At 67.8% G+C, this 15,847-nt stretch carries 12 protein-coding genes; 5 read left to right on the top strand and 7 right to left on the bottom strand.

Annotated features, from left to right (window positions below; all coding sequences use genetic code 11):
* Window positions 1–41: 41 nt before the first annotated feature.
* A complete protein-coding gene (locus M5D76_RS09005; RefSeq protein WP_248923047.1) occupies window positions 42–1,055 on the bottom strand; it encodes an alpha/beta hydrolase fold domain-containing protein in 1,014 nt (337 codons plus the stop codon).
* A 378-nt stretch (window positions 1,056–1,433) separates the two neighbouring features.
* Between M5D76_RS09005 and M5D76_RS09000 the strand changes: the two genes are divergently transcribed.
* Window positions 1,434–2,156, top strand: a complete 723-nt coding sequence (locus tag M5D76_RS09000; RefSeq protein WP_248923046.1) for a B3/B4 domain-containing protein — start codon at window positions 1,434–1,436, stop codon at window positions 2,154–2,156.
* Between the two features lie 93 nt (window positions 2,157–2,249).
* Here the strand turns inward: M5D76_RS09000 and M5D76_RS08995 are convergent, their stop codons facing one another.
* Window positions 2,250–2,747 carry a GAF domain-containing protein gene (locus M5D76_RS08995; protein ID WP_248923045.1) on the bottom strand — a complete coding sequence of 166 codons (498 nt, stop codon included), beginning with the start codon at window positions 2,745–2,747 and terminating at the stop codon, window positions 2,250–2,252.
* 126 nt (window positions 2,748–2,873) lie between these two features.
* On the opposite strand from M5D76_RS08995, the gene asnS reads away from it, so the two are divergent.
* Window positions 2,874–4,277 carry an asparagine--tRNA ligase gene (gene asnS / locus M5D76_RS08990; protein ID WP_248923044.1) on the top strand — a complete coding sequence of 468 codons (1,404 nt, stop codon included), beginning with the start codon at window positions 2,874–2,876 and terminating at the stop codon, window positions 4,275–4,277.
* 150 nt (window positions 4,278–4,427) lie between these two features.
* Here asnS and M5D76_RS08985 read toward each other — a convergent pair whose 3' ends face one another.
* The 4 genes from M5D76_RS08985 to M5D76_RS08970 are packed head-to-tail and all read right to left on the bottom strand — an operon-like array spanning window position 4,428 to window position 7,156.
* Complete coding sequence (locus M5D76_RS08985; protein ID WP_248923043.1) at window positions 4,428–4,700, bottom strand: barstar family protein; 273 nt, start codon at window positions 4,698–4,700, stop codon at window positions 4,428–4,430.
* Window positions 4,701–4,733: 33 nt separating this feature from the next.
* A complete protein-coding gene (locus tag M5D76_RS08980; RefSeq protein WP_248923042.1) occupies window positions 4,734–5,252 on the bottom strand; it encodes a ribonuclease domain-containing protein in 519 nt (172 codons plus the stop codon).
* Window positions 5,249–6,214, bottom strand: coding sequence for a hypothetical protein (locus tag M5D76_RS08975; protein ID WP_248923041.1), 966 nt, complete (start codon window positions 6,212–6,214; stop codon window positions 5,249–5,251). Before M5D76_RS08975 ends, M5D76_RS08980 begins: the two co-directional genes overlap by 4 nt.
* A 12-nt stretch (window positions 6,215–6,226) precedes the next feature.
* Window positions 6,227–7,156: a zinc dependent phospholipase C family protein gene (locus M5D76_RS08970; protein WP_248923040.1), complete on the bottom strand. Its 930-nt coding sequence runs from the start codon at window positions 7,154–7,156 to the stop codon at window positions 6,227–6,229.
* A 210-nt stretch (window positions 7,157–7,366) separates the two neighbouring features.
* Between M5D76_RS08970 and M5D76_RS08965 the strand changes: the two genes are divergently transcribed.
* On the top strand, window positions 7,367–7,987 hold the full coding sequence (locus M5D76_RS08965) for a manganese efflux pump MntP (RefSeq protein ID WP_248923039.1): 621 nt from the start codon (window positions 7,367–7,369) through the stop codon (window positions 7,985–7,987).
* 92 nt (window positions 7,988–8,079) lie between these two features.
* A complete protein-coding gene (locus tag M5D76_RS08960) occupies window positions 8,080–8,616 on the top strand; it encodes a DUF308 domain-containing protein (RefSeq protein WP_248923038.1) in 537 nt (178 codons plus the stop codon).
* Between the two features lie 136 nt (window positions 8,617–8,752).
* On the opposite strand, the gene M5D76_RS08955 is transcribed toward M5D76_RS08960, so the two are convergent.
* Window positions 8,753–10,843 carry a glutamine synthetase III family protein gene (locus M5D76_RS08955; RefSeq protein WP_248923037.1) on the bottom strand — a complete coding sequence of 697 codons (2,091 nt, stop codon included), beginning with the start codon at window positions 10,841–10,843 and terminating at the stop codon, window positions 8,753–8,755.
* Between the two features lie 387 nt (window positions 10,844–11,230).
* On the opposite strand from M5D76_RS08955, the gene gltB reads away from it, so the two are divergent.
* Window positions 11,231–15,847: a glutamate synthase large subunit gene (gene gltB / locus M5D76_RS08950; RefSeq protein ID WP_248923036.1), complete on the top strand. Its 4,617-nt coding sequence runs from the start codon at window positions 11,231–11,233 to the stop codon at window positions 15,845–15,847.

Here is a 15,847-nt window from a genome sequence, read left to right as displayed (position 1 = left end):
CCCGGCGGTCCGCCCTCGGCCATCGTGGTCTTGCGGGCGGGCTAGTCCATCGAGATCGCGAGGATGATCTTCTCGACCGCGCGATTCGCCTCGGGGATGGGGTAGAGGGGGAAGTTGTTGTGGAGGCCCGTGCCGACGACGAGCTCGCTGTGGTTGCCGCAGGCGTGGACGCGCTGGTGGAAGAGGACGGCGTCGGGGTGCAGGACCTCGCGCGTGCCGGTGAAGACCATGACGTTGCGCAGGCAGGTCACGTCGCCGTTGATGGGGCTGACGCGCGCGTCGGCCGGGTCGAGGTCGGCGGCCCAGAGCTTGCCGGACTTGCGCAGGCCGCTGGCCGAGAGCATGGGGTCGGCGCCCTCGAAGTGGGTGACGTCGGGGTTCTTGAGAGAGAGGTCGACCCACGGCGAGACGAGGATCAGGTGTTTGGGCTGGGCCAGGCCCTTGGCGGGCAGGCTCTGGCAGAAGCTGGCCGCGATGCCGGCGCCCGACGAGTCGCCCATGATGGTGATGTTGTCGGCTCCGTACTTGTCGGCGGTCGCGCGGTAGAGCTTCTCGATGAGGGCCTCGGCCTCCTCGTGCGTGTGGTCGGGCGCGAGGGGGTAGAGCGGGACGATCACCTCGGCGCGAGTGCGGCGCGCGATGGTGTCGAGGAACTTCCAGTGGTAGATCGTGGGCTGGTCGACCAGGGTGCGGCCGTGCAGGTAGATGACCGCGCGGTCGTTGATGGCGCGGCGGTTGAGGATGAAGGTCTGCATGCCCTCAAAGTCGGTGTCCTCGATGGAGACCTTGAAGGTCATGAGGGCGGGCATGGTGTAGCGGGCGTCGTTGACGTCGCTGCGCTCGAGGATGTAGTTGTCCCACTCGACGGGGTTGGCCATGCGCTTCTTGTTGCCGTTGACGCGGTGGTAGACCTCGGAGGCCGAGGCTATGTTGGAGCGACGGAACGCGATGCGGTTGATCGCGGTCACGGCGCCAAAGAGGACCGCCGGTGCCGCTGCCGCCGCGATGAGTGCCTTGGTTGCGGTGTTGCTGACCTTGCTCTTCCCGTCTGCCATGGGATCTGCCTCCGGGCGATTGCCTTGGATAGGAAACCTTGGTGCGACGTGCGCTCGCGCGTCGCACACCTATTCTAGTTGGACTTCGCCGCAGTGTGGGTGCCATATCCGACCCTCGACCGATTATGCACTCGGCGACGCGCTGAGCGGTGTCGGCTCTCACGGCCTGCGCCCCCGGCGCGGCGCGGGGCAGGGGATATGCTCTTCTCGCCCGCCCGACGTATGCAATTTGAAATGAATATTACTGTCAGATATTTCGATTTTCAGTCGTTAATCTGCTGCAAAACACCGAAAGATTCTCGCGCGCGGCTCATTTTTATGAGTGCCAGATGCTATGCTATGCGTCGTTGGACAACCGTCGCCGCAAGGGAGGATCGCATGAAGAAGTTCGTGGTCGAGGATTCGTTCTGGGAGCTCTTTCCCGAGGTCGAGATCGGCGTGCTCTGCGTCGACGGGATTCTGCCGACCGACCAGATCAGCGAGGAGAGCGCACGCGCCGCGGAGGCCTTCCTGAACCGCGCGAACGCCAACGCCGAGAAGTGGCTCACGAGCACGACCATCAGCCAGAACGAGGTCGTCGCCGTCTGGCGCAAGGCCTACCAGCAGTTCAAGACCAAGAAGGGTGCGCGCTGCTCGGTCGAGAACCTGCTCAAGCGCGTGCTGAAGGAGAACCCCGTCGGCCACATCGTCCCCTCCGTCGACGTCTCCAACGCGATCTCGCTCAAGTACGCGCTCCCCATCGGCGCCGAGAACATCGACGCGATCGAGGGCACGTTCCGCCTGGCCAAGACCGAGGGCGGCGACTACTTCCTCCCGATCGGCGAGGAGGAGAGCGACCCCACGCTGCCCGGCGAGGTTGCCTACCTCGACGACGCCGGCGCGGTCTGCCGATGCTGGAACTGGCGCGACGGCCAGCGCACGGAGGTCTCGGACGAGACGCCGCACTGCATGTTCATCATGGAGAACGTGATGCCCGAGCGCTCGGAGGACCTGCACGCCGCCATCGACGAGCTGGCCGAGAAGTGCGAACAGCTTCTTGGTGCGACCGTCACCAACAAGGACTACGCCACGCGCGAGCACCCCGAGATCGATCTGGTCTAAGGGACTGCGTCCAGAGACTCAAACCCCCTCGAAGGCGCTCGCGTCCTCGAGGGGGTTTGCTGTGTGCTGCGGTAGCGTTTGCTCGCGCCCGGCCTAGGCGAGGTCGGAGAAGTCGCAGCTGCGCTCGATGGTCGCGGCCACGAGCTCAAGCTCGCGCGCGTCCGCCTCGGAGAAGCGGTCCGGCAGGGGGCTGTCGACGTCGAGGACGCCGACGATCCTGCCGTCGGCGTGCAGCGGCACGACGACCTCGGAGCGCGACGCGCTGTCGCAGGCGATGTGGCCGGCGAACGCGTGCACGTCGGGAACGAGCTGGGTCTCGTCCTGCTCGACGGCGGTGCCGCAGACGCCGCGGCCGACCTCGATCGTCACGCAGGCGACCCTGCCCTGGAACGGGCCGAGCGCCAAGCGCCCTCCGCGCATGAGGTAGAAGCCGGCCCAGTTGAGGTCCGCCATCGAGTCCATCACCAGGGCCGAGGCGTTGGCGAGCACGCTCGACCAGTGTCGCTCCAGCTCGGCGAGGGACTCGACCTGTGCCGCGACGAGCGAGCCGTCGATCGTGGGCTTCTCGGCGCCGTTGTTGTCCTGAGCCATGGTTTCTCCTTCGTGAGGGTTGTTCGCAACTTGTGACACTGTAGGGCATTTCGCGATATGCTAGCTGAGTTGTTTTCCATGGCATGGCCCCATGCCATGCCCGTCTGCAAGAAGGGAGCTCGACAGATGGACCGCACTACGATCGCTCGTCTCTTTGCTGAGATGGACGAGTTCGGCGGCACTAAGGTGACCGTCGCCGGCTGGGTTCGCTCGATTCGCGACATGAAGAACTTTGGCTTCGTCATGCTGAATGACGGCAGCTGCTTCAAGGACCTGCAGGTCGTCATGAATCGCGAGGAGCTTGCCAATTACGCCGAGGTCGCGGCCCTCACCGTCGGTTCCGCGCTGCAGATCCAGGGCACCCTCGAGCTCACCCCCGACCGCCCGCAGCCCTTCGAGCTGAAGGCCGAGTCCATCTTCATCGAGGGGCCGGCCCAGGCCGACTACCCCATGCAGAAGAAGCGCCAGACCCGCGAGTACCTGCGCCTGCACCAGCACCTGCGCAGCCGCACCAACCTCTTCCGCGCCGTCTTCCGCGTCCGCTCGGTCGCGGCCTTCGCGATCCACTCGTTCTTCCAGGAGCGCGGCTACGTCTACGTGAACACTCCCATCATCACCGCCTCCGACGCCGAGGGCGCCGGCGAGATGTTCCGCGTCACCACGATCGACCCCGCCAACCCGCCCCTGAACGAGGACGGCACCGTCGACTACAGCAAGGACTTCTTCGGCAAGGCCACCAACCTCACCGTCTCCGGCCAGCTCCAGGGCGAGAACTTCGCCATGAGCTTCGGCGACATCTACACCTTCGGCCCGACGTTCCGCGCCGAGGACTCCAACACCCGTCGCCACGCCGCCGAGTTCTGGATGGTCGAGCCCGAGATGGCCTTCTGCGACCTCGAGGGCGAGATGGACGTGTCCGAGGACATGCTCAAGTACGTCATCCGCTACGTCATGGACCGCTGCCCCGACGAGCTCGAGATGTTCAACAAGTTCGTCGACAAGGGCTTGCTCGAGCGTCTCGAGCACGTCGCCAGCTCCGACTTCGCGCGCGTCACCTACACCGACGCGATCAAGATCCTGCAGGACGCCAAGGCCTCCGGCACCGAGTTCGAGTACCCCGTCGAGTGGGGCGTCGACCTCCAGACCGAGCACGAGCGCTACCTGACCGAGCAGCACTTCGGCAAGCCGACCTTCGTCACCGACTACCCGGCCGCCATCAAGGCCTTCTACATGCGCCTCAACGACGACGGCAAGACCGTCGCCGCGGCCGACTGCCTCGTTCCCGGCATCGGCGAGATCATCGGCGGCTCCCAGCGCGAGGAGCGCCTCGACGTCCTCGAGCGCCGCATCACCGAGCTCGGCATGGACCCCGACCAGTACAAGTACTACCTCGACCTGCGTCGCTACGGCTCCTGCCACCACGCCGGCTTCGGCCTCGGCTTCGAGCGCCTGGTCATGTACCTCACGGGCGTCGACAACATCCGCGACGTCATCCCGCACCCGCGCACCGTGGGCAACGCGGAGTTCTAGTCACGCGCCCACCGCGCCCACCGCGCACAACGCAGGCGAGAAGAGCCGCGGCCTCGGTCCGATCACGCTCGGGTCGGGGCCGCCTTCCTGTCGCGGCCTGCGAACCCGCACCCGCGGCGGCGCCCGCACCCGCGGCGACGTCCGCGTCCGCTAGCGCCGAAGCGACACCTCGAGCTCCTCGCTCGCGAGCCCCTCGCGCACAAGCACCTCGCAGATCCGCCCGAACCACGGCCGCTCGTCCCACAGCTCGTCGTCGACGCGCTCGATCACGATTCTCGTCGGTCTGTCGATGTCTCCGAGGCAGTCCGCAAGCGCCGACAGGTTGCTGCCGTAGTAGTCGGGAAACTCCAGCTCGCGCGCAAGGAACTCGTGCACGCTCGCGGCGTCAGGAAAGTCTGTCTCAAAGAGCGTGACGGTGCGCATGCCCCTCCTCCCGCCAAGGCCCCTGGCCCCGGCTCAGTACAGCTGCTCGAACGTCTGGTAGTGGTCGGGCGTGTAGTAGATCAGGCCGTCGTCCGAGTACACGATTCGCTCCGCGCCACGCGGCCCGCCGTGGTAGTTGACGTCGCACTCGCGCCACGTCCGCCCGCGCGCGTCCGGCAGCGCGCCCTCGTCGTTCTTGAACTGCCCGCCGCCGATGCTCATGCCGGGGCAGACCTCGTCGAGGTTACCCTTCGACGGCGACCAGCCCTTCGCGCGCGCCTTCGTCTTCGAGATGAAGTTCTTCGGCAGCCTGCCGTAGGCGTGCAGGTAGGCGGCCACGTCATCCTTCGATGTGTACGAGCCGTCCTTGTCTGGTGCGGCCCCGCCGACGCGCTCGGCGACCGCCGACACGACGCCGCCCGAGTCTCCGCCCCCGTGCGAGCACGCGGCAAGCGGCAGCGCCACCACGAGCGCCAGCATGACGAGAAGAGCGCACGCCACGCGCCCGAGCAGCCCCGTGCGGGACCAGACCCTCTCGTGCCCCCGGCTCACGGGCGCACCGCCTCCTCGGCCTCGCTGACCGACGCGCCGTCGCACTCCTCGCCGGCGCCCTCGCGCTCGCGGTGCAGCATGATGCGCGCGGCGAGCAGCGCCCCCGCGCCCGAGAAGAGCGCCCCGATCGCCGAGCCCGGCGCGCTTCCGGAGAAGACGCCCGCGGCCAGCGTCGCGCTCGTGAACGAGTACGTCTGCGCGGCGCAGGTCAGCGCCGCCATCACGAAGTAGCCAACGATGTAGCGGGGGTGGTTCGAGCACCAGATGCCGGCGAACCCCAGCGCGATTCCGGCAAGCCCGGTCATCGCCGCGCCGAGCGACGCCAGCGCCGGCAGCGCCTCGCGCGCGAGCGGCAGCGGGAACAGGTCGATGTCGAAGAACGCCTGCCGGAACGGCTCGAGGCCCGTCGCCAGAAGGATCGCCGAGCTCACGGCCGCCATCAGGAACAGGATCCCAACCAGCGTGATCACCGCGGAGATGAAGTGCAGCGCGCTCTGCAGGTTGTCGCGTACGACGAGCGTCCCCTGCACGCCCAGCTCCCAGTCGCGCTCGATGTGGTCGGCCAAGGTCGAGCAGATCAGCACGTAGACGATGGTCGCCGCAAGGATCAGCGGGTCGAAGATCAGTATGTCTCCGTTCGACCAGCCGTAGATGATGACCAGAAGGATGCACAGGCTCACGGCGTAGCAGAAGAAGCGGTACGTCGGGGCGAACGAGTAGTCCTTCGACGCCACGTAGCCCATCGCGCCGGTCACGAGCACGAGCGCGCCTGCCGCCACGACCGCAACGCCCACGATCGCGAGCTCGACCTCGCTCTGCGAGCCGCGCGCGGTCGGGTCGACCACGATCATCGCGATGCCGAACAGGCAGTCGATCGACCCCAGCGCGAGCATGACCAGCGAGACGAGGTACAGCACCGCCTGCGCCTTGGTCCTGCGCACGCGTGTCAGCCTCTCAGCCATGTCCCGCTCCCGTTACGCCTCGACCCTGCGCCCGTTATAGTCGAGCGCGAAGCCCGTCTTGAAGAAGTCGTCCGACGCTTCGGTGACGAACGCCTCGGTGAGCTCGGCCCACCGCTCGGTCGCGTCGAAGAACAGGTCCGGAAAGCTGTCATGCGAGACGGCGCCGGTGTCGCCGTCGCGCCACGCGCGCCTCTCGAGGTTCGCCGACGCGCACTCGTCGGTCGGGTGCGCCGTGTGCGCCATGGACTGCGCCATCGAGTGCGGGCGCACGATCCGCTCGATGGACGCGACGCGCCGCACCTTGGCAGACTCCAGCGGGTCGATCAGGCGGTAGAGCGTCTGGTAGTTGCCCACGGCCGCGCCGAACTCGTCGGGCGAGATCGCGATGCGGAACACCTGCCTCGCCACCGCCGAGAAGAGCGCGCCTGCGACGCGGTCGACTCGCTCGGTGCGCGCGAGGTAGTCCGTGGCCGGCGCCTCCGTCACCGTGAGGTGGCGCATGGTCCACAGCATCCACGTGTCCAGGTCGCTCTCGATCACGGCGTGCACCTCGTGGCTCGCGTCGTCGAGGCCCTCGGCGTTTTCGATGATCTCGTCCTGCTGCGCGAACACGAACGGGTGCGCGCAGCTGTCGAGCGCGTAGTGGCCCAGAAGCCCCAGCACGAAGGCACGTCCCACGTTCTTGTCCCGCTCGGGCAGGTGCGTGACGAACGTGCGCAGCGCGGCGAAGGCCTCGCCCACGTGCTCGCGGTGCATGCGCCTCGCGAGGTGGTGGCAGCGGTCTGCCTGCTCGGGGATCGTGAGCGCGCGCACGAAGAAGGGGTCGGGACCCTGGTTTCCCAGCAGGAAGGCGAGAAGTTCCTCCTCGCCCCGGATGATCCCCTCGGGAAGCCGGGAGACGGTCTCCTCTCCAAAGATGTGGTGCGTGATCAGCGCGGGCATCGCTACTCCCTGATCGTGGTGGACTCACGCGCCTTCGCGCGCTTCTCTTACAACCTACATAGCATAGTCCAACCTCGAGAGTTTGCGTGTAATCGCCCCGCTGCGTCGCCGATTGGTTACACTGGGCGTTTGCGCGCGGCACCGTGCCGCGCCCGTGCCGGCCCGCCCAAACGGCGCCGGCTTGCGTCCGACCAAGGTGGGGGAGAGCCAATGGGTGTCATCGAGATTCTGCTGCTGGGGCTTGCGCTCTCGGCCGACGCGTTCGCGGTGACGGTCTCCAACTCCTTCGCCTACGCCCACGAGCCGCGCGCCCGCCTCGCGCTCATGCCCGTCTTCTTCGGCGCCTTCCAGGCGCTCATGCCGCTTCTCGGCTACTTCCTCGGCGGCCTCGCCGCCGAGCTCATCGAGCGCTACTCGGGCATCGTCACGATGGTCATCCTCGGCATCATCGGCGCCAACATGGTCCGCGAGGGCGTCCAGGCCCTGCGCGCCTCCAAGGCCGAAGGCTCTGCCGACGCCTCCGATCCCGCAGGCGACTCCGACCACGCCGATGCCGCCGCGGGCGAGAAGAGCCCCAAGCGCCTGACCCTGGCCATCCTCGTCCTGCAGGCCATCGCCACGGCCATCGACGCCTTCGCCGTGGGCGTGAGCCTGCGCGCCCAGGACGTCAACCTCCCGTTCGCGGTCTGCGTCATCGGCCTCACGACCTTCGTCTGCTGCGTGGTCGCGCTTCTCGCCGGCAAAAGGCTCGGCTCCCTTCTCGGCGACCGCGCCGAGGTCGCCGGCGGCCTGGTGCTCATTGGCATCGGAATCAAGGCCCTTCTCGGATAGGTTGTCTTCCCTCCCCGCTGGTCGTGGTACGCTTCCCGCGACGCAGCAACAACGGATCATGCGCGGGGCCGCCCGTGCGAAAGGGGAGAACCATGGAAATCACCGGACGATCTCGCCTCGCGACCATCCTCGCGGGCATCCTCGCCGTCGTCATCGGCGGCTTCATGATCATGAGCCCTGGCAAGGCGCTCGTCTTCATCGTGACCTTCATCGGCTGGTCGCTCATCATCGGCGGCGTCATCTCGTTCGTCTCCGCCCTCACGGCCCGCACCGGCCTGTTCAACCACTCGGGCTTCTACTTCGGCGTCTTCGAGGTCCTCTTCGGCATCCTCTTCGTGACCATGCCCGGCTTCTTCGTCGCCTGGCTCTACGTCCTCATCGGCATCGGCGTCCTGCTCTCGGGCCTCGACTCCCTGCGCGTCGCCGTGGCGCTGCGCCGCCAGGTGCCCGGCATGTCGATCCTGCCGATCATCCTCGCGATCATGATCATCATCCTCGGCATCGCCGTGATCTGCTCGCCCTTCGTCGCGGCCGGCATCGAGGTCATCGCGACGGGCGTCATGCTGGTCGTCGCCGGCGTCGCCAAGGTCTGCGAGGGCATCTTCGTGCCCTCCACGCCTGCCGCCTAGGAGGCCTCCCCACGGCTGGCCGCCTGTCGGCCACGCCTTACGTCCCACGCACAAGAGAGGGGCGCCGCGCGAACGTCGCGTGGCGCCCCTTCGTCTAGGCACATATCTTCAGGTCTCGCCCTTGGGCGAGAAGAGCCTACACGTAGAACAGCATGTCGTTGTAGCTCGGGACCGGCCAGTAGTCCTTGCCGCAGACGCGCTCCATGTCGTCGACGTGCGACCTGAGCTCGGCCATGGCCGGCAGGATCTCGTCGCGGTAGGCGTCGTCGCGCTGCTTGAGGTCCTCGATCTGGCGCGCCGCCACGTTCTTCTCCTCCAGCTCGTTCGCGGAGGAGCTGATGGCCTCGATGCCCTCGGTCAGGCTGCGCACGAGGTCCTTCTCGGTCGCGCTCACGATGCCGATCTCGGCCTTGGTGGCCACGCTTGTGGCGAGGTCGCCGGAGTACTGCGAGAGCGCCGGCACGTAGAGGTTGCGCACCATGGCGACCATGGTGTTGGCCTCGATGTTGAGCAGCTTCGCGTACTGCTCGGCCGCCGCGGCGTAGCGGGCCTGGGTCTCGGCCTCGGTGAGGACGCCGTACTTGTCGAGGAAGTCGATGTTCTTCCTCGTGACCATGCAGGGCAGGGCGTCGGGCGTGGTCTTGTTGTTCTGCAGGCCGCGCTCCTCGGCCTCGCGCTCCCACTCGTCGGAGTAGCCGTTGCCCTCGAAGACGACGCGCTGGTGCTCGCGCAGGGTGCGCCTGATCCAGTGCAGGGTCTGCTTGACGAACTCGTCCTCGGGCACGTTCTCGAGGTCGTTGGCGAAGCGGTCGAACTGCTCGGCCACGGCGGCGTTGAGCACCATGTTGGCGTCGGAGACGTTCTGCTGGCTGCCGACCATGCGGAACTCGAACTTGTTGCCGGTGAAGGCGAAGGGGCTCGTGCGGTTGCGGTCCGTGCTGTCGCGGAAGAGGTTGGGCAGCTGCGGCACGCCGAGGTCGATCTCCTCGCGGTCGTGCGAGGCGATCTCGGTGTGGTTGATCAGGCCGCTCACGACGGCGGCGAGGTCGTCGCCCAGGAAGATCGAGATGACCGCCGGGGGCGCCTCGTTGGCGCCGAGGCGATGGTCGTTGCCCGCGGAGGCGACGGCGGCGCGCAGCAGGTCGGCGTGCTCGTCGACGGCTGCGATCAGACAGGAGAGCACGACCAGGAACTGCAGGTTCTCCTGGGGGTCGTCGCCGGGCTCGAGGAGGTTCTCGCCGTCGGCCGAGATCGACCAGTTGTCATGCTTGCCCGAGCCGTTGACGTACTCGAAGGGCTTCTCGTGCTCGAGGCAGGCAAGGCCGTAGTGGGTCGCCATGAGCTTGAGCTTCTCCATGGTGAGGAGGTTGTTGTCGATCGCGCGGGTGCTCTGCTCGAACACGGGGGCGAGCTCGTGCTGGCAGGGGGCGACCTCGTTGTGCTTGGTGCGCGCCGGGATGGCGAGCTTCCAGAGCTCGTCGTCGACCTCCTTCATGAAGGCGTTGACGGACGGGCGGATCGCGCCGAAGTAGTGCTCCTCGAGCTCCTGGCCCTTGGCGGGCTCACAGCCGAACAGCGTGCGGCCGCACAGGATGAGGTCGGGGCGGGCCTGGTAGTCGTCCTCCTTGATGAGGAAGTACTCCTGCTCGAGGCCCGTGGTCACGAGCACGCGGCTCGGCTCGTTGCCGAAGAGCTTCAGCACGCGCTTGGCCTGCTTCTCGACGACGACCTCGCTGCGCAGAAGCGGCGTCTTCTTGTCGAGGGCCTCGCCGGTGTAGGAGATGAAGGCCGTGGGGATACAGAGCACCTCGTCCTTGATGAACGCCGGCGAGATGGGGTCCCACACGGTGTAGCCGCGCGCCTCGAAGGTCGCGCGCAGGCCGCCATTGGGGAAGCTCGAGGCGTCGGGCTCGCCCTGGACGAGCTCCTTGCCAGAGAAGGTCATGAGCACGGTGCCGTCGCCCCTCGGGCTGATGAAGGCGTCGTGCTTCTCGCTCGTGATGCCAGTCAGCGGCTGGAACCAGTGCGTGAAGTGGGTCGCGCCGTGCTCGAGCGCCCACTCCTTCATGGCGTGGGCCACCTCGTTGGCGATGTCGAGGTCGATGGGCTCGCCCTCGTCGATGGTCCGCTTGAGCTCCTTGTACGTGGGCTTGGGCAGGCGTTCCTGCATGTCCGCGTCGGTGAAGACCAGGCTGCCGTACTCGGCGGAGACCTTATCTGATGCCATTGCGTCCCTCCTTGGGTGTTCTGGCGCTTGCGCTCCCATTCGCGCAGGCCCGAAAAGCTTGGCAACGAGACTACTCGCCAAGCGTTTCGCGCGTGTGACGCGTCTGGGGCGATTGCGTTGACGCTCGGGTTCGTTCACGAAATCGACCAACTATCACATGATACGTCAGCAAGCTGGGCGAATCGCAGACTTGACGCACCCCACACGTGACGGCGCGCCGTCGTTTTGTTAACGGGGCGATACGTCCGTTTTTCAAGTGCTTGCGCGTCATGTGTCCCGCGCGCGAACCTATGAGGGCTCACAACGTCATACGTTTGGGCGAGAAGAGCTACGCCGCACTCGCGACGCCGACCGGGGCGCGGCGGGTGCGAGAGGAGAGGAAGCAACATGGGACATGACAAGGCAGACTGTCTGGGCACGTGGAGGAAGGGCCTCTACGACCCCTCGTTCGACCACGACGCCTGCGGCATCGGGGCCATCGCGCAGCTGCACGGCGTGCGCTCGCACCAGACCGTGGACGACGCGCTCTCGATCCTGGTCAACCTCGAGCACCGCGGCGGCAAGGGCCTCGAGAGCAACACCGGCGACGGCGCCGGCATCCTCTTCCAGATGCCGCACCGCTTCTTCCGCAAGGTGTCGCAGCGATACGGGCAGATCCTGCCGGCCGAGGGCGACTACGCCGTCGCCATGCTCTTCCTCCCGCGCGACGAGGGCGGCGTCCAGGCCGCCAAGCGCGTCTTCGAGGACGGCTGCCTCGCCGAGGGCCTGAAGCTCCTCTTCTGGCGCGACGTCCCCGTCGACGCCCACGACCTCGGCGAGACCGCCCGCGCCTGCATGCCCACCATCGTGCAGGCCTTCATCGCGCGCCCCGACGACGTCGAGGCCGGCGACGACTTCGAGCGCCGCCTCTACGTGTGCCGCCGCACGATCGAGCGACGCGCCGACGCCGAGCACGCCCTCACCGAGAAGATCTTCTACGTCTGCTCGATGTCCAGCCGGACCATCGTCTACAAGGGCATGCTCGTCGCCACGCAGATGAGGCGCTTCTTCCTCGACCTCAACGACGCCGCGGTCGAGTCGTCGATCGCCCTCGTGCACTCGCGCTACTCCACCAACACGACGCCGAGCTGGGAGCGCGCGCACCCCAACCGCATGATCATCCACAACGGCGAGATCAACACCCTGCGCGGCAACGTCAACTGGATCCGCTCGCGCGAGCCCAACCTCTACTCGCCCCAGCTCGGCCACGACCTCGAGAAGGTCGTCCCCGTCATCAACCGCGAGGGCTCCGACTCCGCGATCCTCGACAACGTGCTCGAGTTCCTCACCATGAACGGCCGCAGCATCGAGCGCGCGATGTCGATGCTCGTCCCCGAGCCCTGGGACCACAACCCCACGCTCTCCGACAAGCGCCGCGCCTTCGACTCCTACCAGTCGATGCTCATGGAGCCCTGGGACGGCCCCGCCGCGGTCGCCTTCACCGACGGCCGCAAGCTCGGCGCCGTGCTCGACCGCAACGGCCTGCGCCCCGCGCGCTTCTACCTCACCCGCGACGACCGCATGATCCTCTCCTCCGAGGTCGGGCCCCTCGACATCGAGCCCGGCAACATCCTGAGGACCGGCTGCCTCGGCCCCGGCGAGATGCTCCTCGTCGACCCGACCCAGGGCCGCGTCGTCTACAACGACGAGATCCGCGACGCCCTCGCGGCCGAGAAGCCCTACCGCGACTGGCTCGCCTCCGAGACCCTCGCCGTCGACGACCTCGACGCCCCGGCCGCCGAGAAGAGCGAGCGCGACGCCGACATCGACCTCACGCTGCGCCTCGCCAAGCTCGGCTATCACTACGACGACGTCGACGAGTCCGTCCGGGCCATGGCCGCCACGGGCAAGGCGCCCCTGACCTCCATGGGCGCCGACGTCCCGCTGCCCGTGCTCTCCAAGCGCCCGCAGTCATTCTTCAACTACTTCAACCAGCTCTTCGCCCAGGTCACGAACCCGCCCATCGACGCCCTGCGCGAGAAGATCGTCACCTCGAACGTGCTCTACCTCGGCAACCACGGCAACATCCTCGAGGACGCCCGCGACTCCTGCCGCCTGATCCGCCTCGAGGGCCCCATCCTCTCCCGCGACCAGTTCGAGCGCATCGCCCACGTCGACCGCACCAGCTTCCACGCCGCGCTCTTCTCGGCAACGTTCAGGCGCGACGCAGGCGAGGGCGCGCTCGAGGCCGCCCTCGAGCGGCTCGCGACCGACGTCGAGGCCGCGGTCAGGCGCGGGTGCAACATCGTGGCGATCAGCGACCGCGCGGGGGAGGGCGAGGTGCCCATCCCGTCGCTTCTGGCGCTCGGCCGCGTGCACAACCACCTGATTCGCGCCGGCGTGCGCATGGACGCCGACATCGTGCTCGAGTGCGGCGACGCCATCACGCCGCACGACTTCGCGACGCTCGTGGGCTACTCCGCCTCGGCCGTCTACCCCTACGCCGCCCACGACTGCATCGAGCACCTCTGCGAGGTCGGCGCCCTCGAGCTCGACGTCGACGCCGCGATCGCCAACTACGACCGCGCGCTCACGGCCGGCATCGTCTCGATCATGTCCAAGATGGGCATCTCGACGCTGCAGGGCTACCACGGCGCGCAGATCTTCGAGATCGTCGGATTCGCCGACCCCTTCGTCCAGCAGAACTTCGCCGGCACCGCGAGCCGCATCGGTGGCCTCGACGCAGGCGACGTCCAGCACGAGTGCGAGCGCCGCTACGACGAGGCCCTCTCGCTGAGGACCACGCCGGCGCCTGACCAGCTCACGAGCTCCGGCCTCACCAAGTGGCGCCCCCTCGGGGGAGAGGAGCACCTCATCGACCCCGAGGCCATCTACTACCTTCAGCAGGCGGTCCGCAGGGGCGACTTCGAGCTGTTCCGCACGTTCAGCGACCACGTGCATGCGCCCGGCCGCGCGACCACCCTGCGCGACCTGCTCGAGCTCGTGCCGAGGTCGTCGGGCCCCGTCCCCATCGACGAGGTCGAGTCCGTCGACGACATCGTGCACCGCTTCAACGTGGGCGCGATGAGCTTCGGCGCCATCTCCAAGGAGGCCCACGAGTGCCTCGCCATCGCGATGAACCGCCTGGGAGGGCGCTCCAACACGGGCGAGGGCGGCGAGGACCCGCGCCGCGAGACCCCGCTTGCCAACGGCGACTCGCTGCGCTCGGCCATCAAGCAGGTCGCCTCCGGCCGCTTCGGCGTCACGAGCCGCTACCTCGCGAGCGCCGACGAGATCCAGATCAAGATGGCCCAGGGCGCGAAGCCCGGCGAGGGCGGCCACCTGCCCGGCCGCAAGGTCTGGCCGTGGGTCGCGCGCGTGAGGCGCTCCACGCCGGGCGTCGGGCTCATCTCGCCCCCGCCCCACCACGACATCTACTCGATCGAGGACCTCGCCGAGCTCATCTTCGACCTGCAGAACGCCAACCCGGCTGCGCGCATCTCGGTGAAGCTCGTCTCCGAGGCGGGCGTCGGCACGATCGCCACCGGCGTCGCCAAGGGCGGCGCGGGCAAGATTTCGATCTCGGGCGCCAACGGCGGCACGGGCGCGGCCCCGCGCGACTCCGTCTACCACGCCGGCCTGCCGCTCGAGCTCGGCCTCGCCGAGGCCCAGCAGACGCTCGTCGCCAACGGCCTCAGGTCGCGCGTCGTGCTCGAGGCCGACGGCAAGCTGCTCGACGGCCGCGACGTCGCCGTCGCGTGCCTCATGGGCGCGGAGGAGTTCGGCTTCGCCACGGCCCCGCTTCTGGCCATGGGCTGCCTCATGCAGCGCGACTGCCAGCAGGACACCTGCCCGGTGGGCATCTGCACGCAGAACGCGCGCCTGAGGGGCCGCTTCGCCGGCAAGCCCGAGCACGTCATCAACTACATGCGCTTCGTCGCGCGCGAGCTGCGCGAGATCATGGCGAGCCTCGGCTTCCGCACGGTCGAGGAGATGGTCGGCCATCCCGAGTGCCTGAGGCAGGTCGAGGTCCCTGGCAACGAGAAGGCCAACAAGTGCGACCTGAGCGCTCTTCTCGTCCAGCCCACCTGCGTCTTCGGCAGCAGCATCGAGGGGTCCGACTGCGCGCACTACCTGCCGAGCATGGGCTTTGACGCGCAGCTCGAATCGACGCTCGACGCGACGCTGTTCGTGCCCTTTACCGACCACGCCCGCCGCCACCTCGAGCCGATCCGCTTCACGGCCGACATCGCCAACGTCAACCGCTGCGTCGGCACGATGCTCGGCGCCGCCATCACCCGCGCGCACCCCGACGGGCTGCCCGAGGGCTCGGTCACGATCGACTGCGAGGGCTCGGGCGGCCAGAGCCTGGGCGCGTTCTTGCCTGCCGGCGTGACGATCAACGTCAGCGGCGACGCCAACGACTACTTCGGCAAGGGGCTCTCCGGCGGCATCCTCTCGGTGGCGCCGCACCCCAGCGCGAGCTTCAAGTTCGACGAGAACGTCTGCGTCGGCAACGTGGCCTTCTACGGCGCGACCTCGGGCAAGGGCTTCGTGAACGGCCTTGCCGGCCAGCGCTTCGGCGTGCGCAACTCAGGCGCGACCCTCGTCGTCGAGGGTGTCGGCAACCACGGCTGCGAGTACATGACCGGCGGCGTCGCCCTCATCCTGGGCGAGGTCGGGCAGAACTTCGCGGCTGGCATGAGCGGCGGCGTGGCCTACGTGTACGACGAGTTCGGCACGCTCGCCGAGCGCTGCAACCGCGACATGGTCGAGCTCATGGAGCCGACCGACGAGGAGCTCGAGCAGGTGCGCACCCTCATCGAGGAGCACGTGCGCCGCACGCGCAGCCCGCGCGGCATCAAGCTGCTGTTCCGCTTCGAGGTCGTGAGGTCGCACTTCGTGAAGGTCATCCCGACGGAGTACCACAAGATCATGGTCCGGGTGGACGAGGAGATGAGGAAGGGCGCGACCCGCGACGAGGCCGTCGAGCGCGCGTTCGAGCTCATGAGGGGAGAGATGTAG

Origin of the sequence: Olsenella intestinalis, from assembly GCF_023276655.1 — a bacterium.
GTDB lineage: Bacteria > Actinomycetota > Coriobacteriia > Coriobacteriales > Atopobiaceae > Olsenella_J > Olsenella_J intestinalis.
Note: the sequence above shows the minus strand (reverse complement) of the source record. Positions and strands in the feature narration are given on the sequence as shown.

What these genes read in the sequence shown, in the direction of transcription:
- M5D76_RS09005 (WP_248923047.1), bottom strand. Translation starts at nt 1,055, where the DNA reads ATGGCAGACGGGAAGAGCAAGGTCAGCAACACCGCAACCAAGGCACTC.
- M5D76_RS09000 (WP_248923046.1), top strand. Translation starts at nt 1,434, where the DNA reads ATGAAGAAGTTCGTGGTCGAGGATTCGTTCTGGGAGCTCTTTCCCGAG.
- M5D76_RS08995 (WP_248923045.1), bottom strand. Translation starts at nt 2,747, where the DNA reads ATGGCTCAGGACAACAACGGCGCCGAGAAGCCCACGATCGACGGCTCG.
- asnS (WP_248923044.1), top strand. Translation starts at nt 2,874, where the DNA reads ATGGACCGCACTACGATCGCTCGTCTCTTTGCTGAGATGGACGAGTTC.
- M5D76_RS08985 (WP_248923043.1), bottom strand. Translation starts at nt 4,700, where the DNA reads ATGCGCACCGTCACGCTCTTTGAGACAGACTTTCCTGACGCCGCGAGC.
- M5D76_RS08975 (WP_248923041.1), bottom strand. Translation starts at nt 6,214, where the DNA reads ATGGCTGAGAGGCTGACACGCGTGCGCAGGACCAAGGCGCAGGCGGTG.
- M5D76_RS08970 (WP_248923040.1), bottom strand. Translation starts at nt 7,156, where the DNA reads ATGCCCGCGCTGATCACGCACCACATCTTTGGAGAGGAGACCGTCTCC.
- M5D76_RS08965 (WP_248923039.1), top strand. Translation starts at nt 7,367, where the DNA reads ATGGGTGTCATCGAGATTCTGCTGCTGGGGCTTGCGCTCTCGGCCGAC.
- M5D76_RS08960 (WP_248923038.1), top strand. Translation starts at nt 8,080, where the DNA reads ATGGAAATCACCGGACGATCTCGCCTCGCGACCATCCTCGCGGGCATC.
- M5D76_RS08955 (WP_248923037.1), bottom strand. Translation starts at nt 10,843, where the DNA reads ATGGCATCAGATAAGGTCTCCGCCGAGTACGGCAGCCTGGTCTTCACC.
- gltB (WP_248923036.1), top strand. Translation starts at nt 11,231, where the DNA reads ATGGGACATGACAAGGCAGACTGTCTGGGCACGTGGAGGAAGGGCCTC.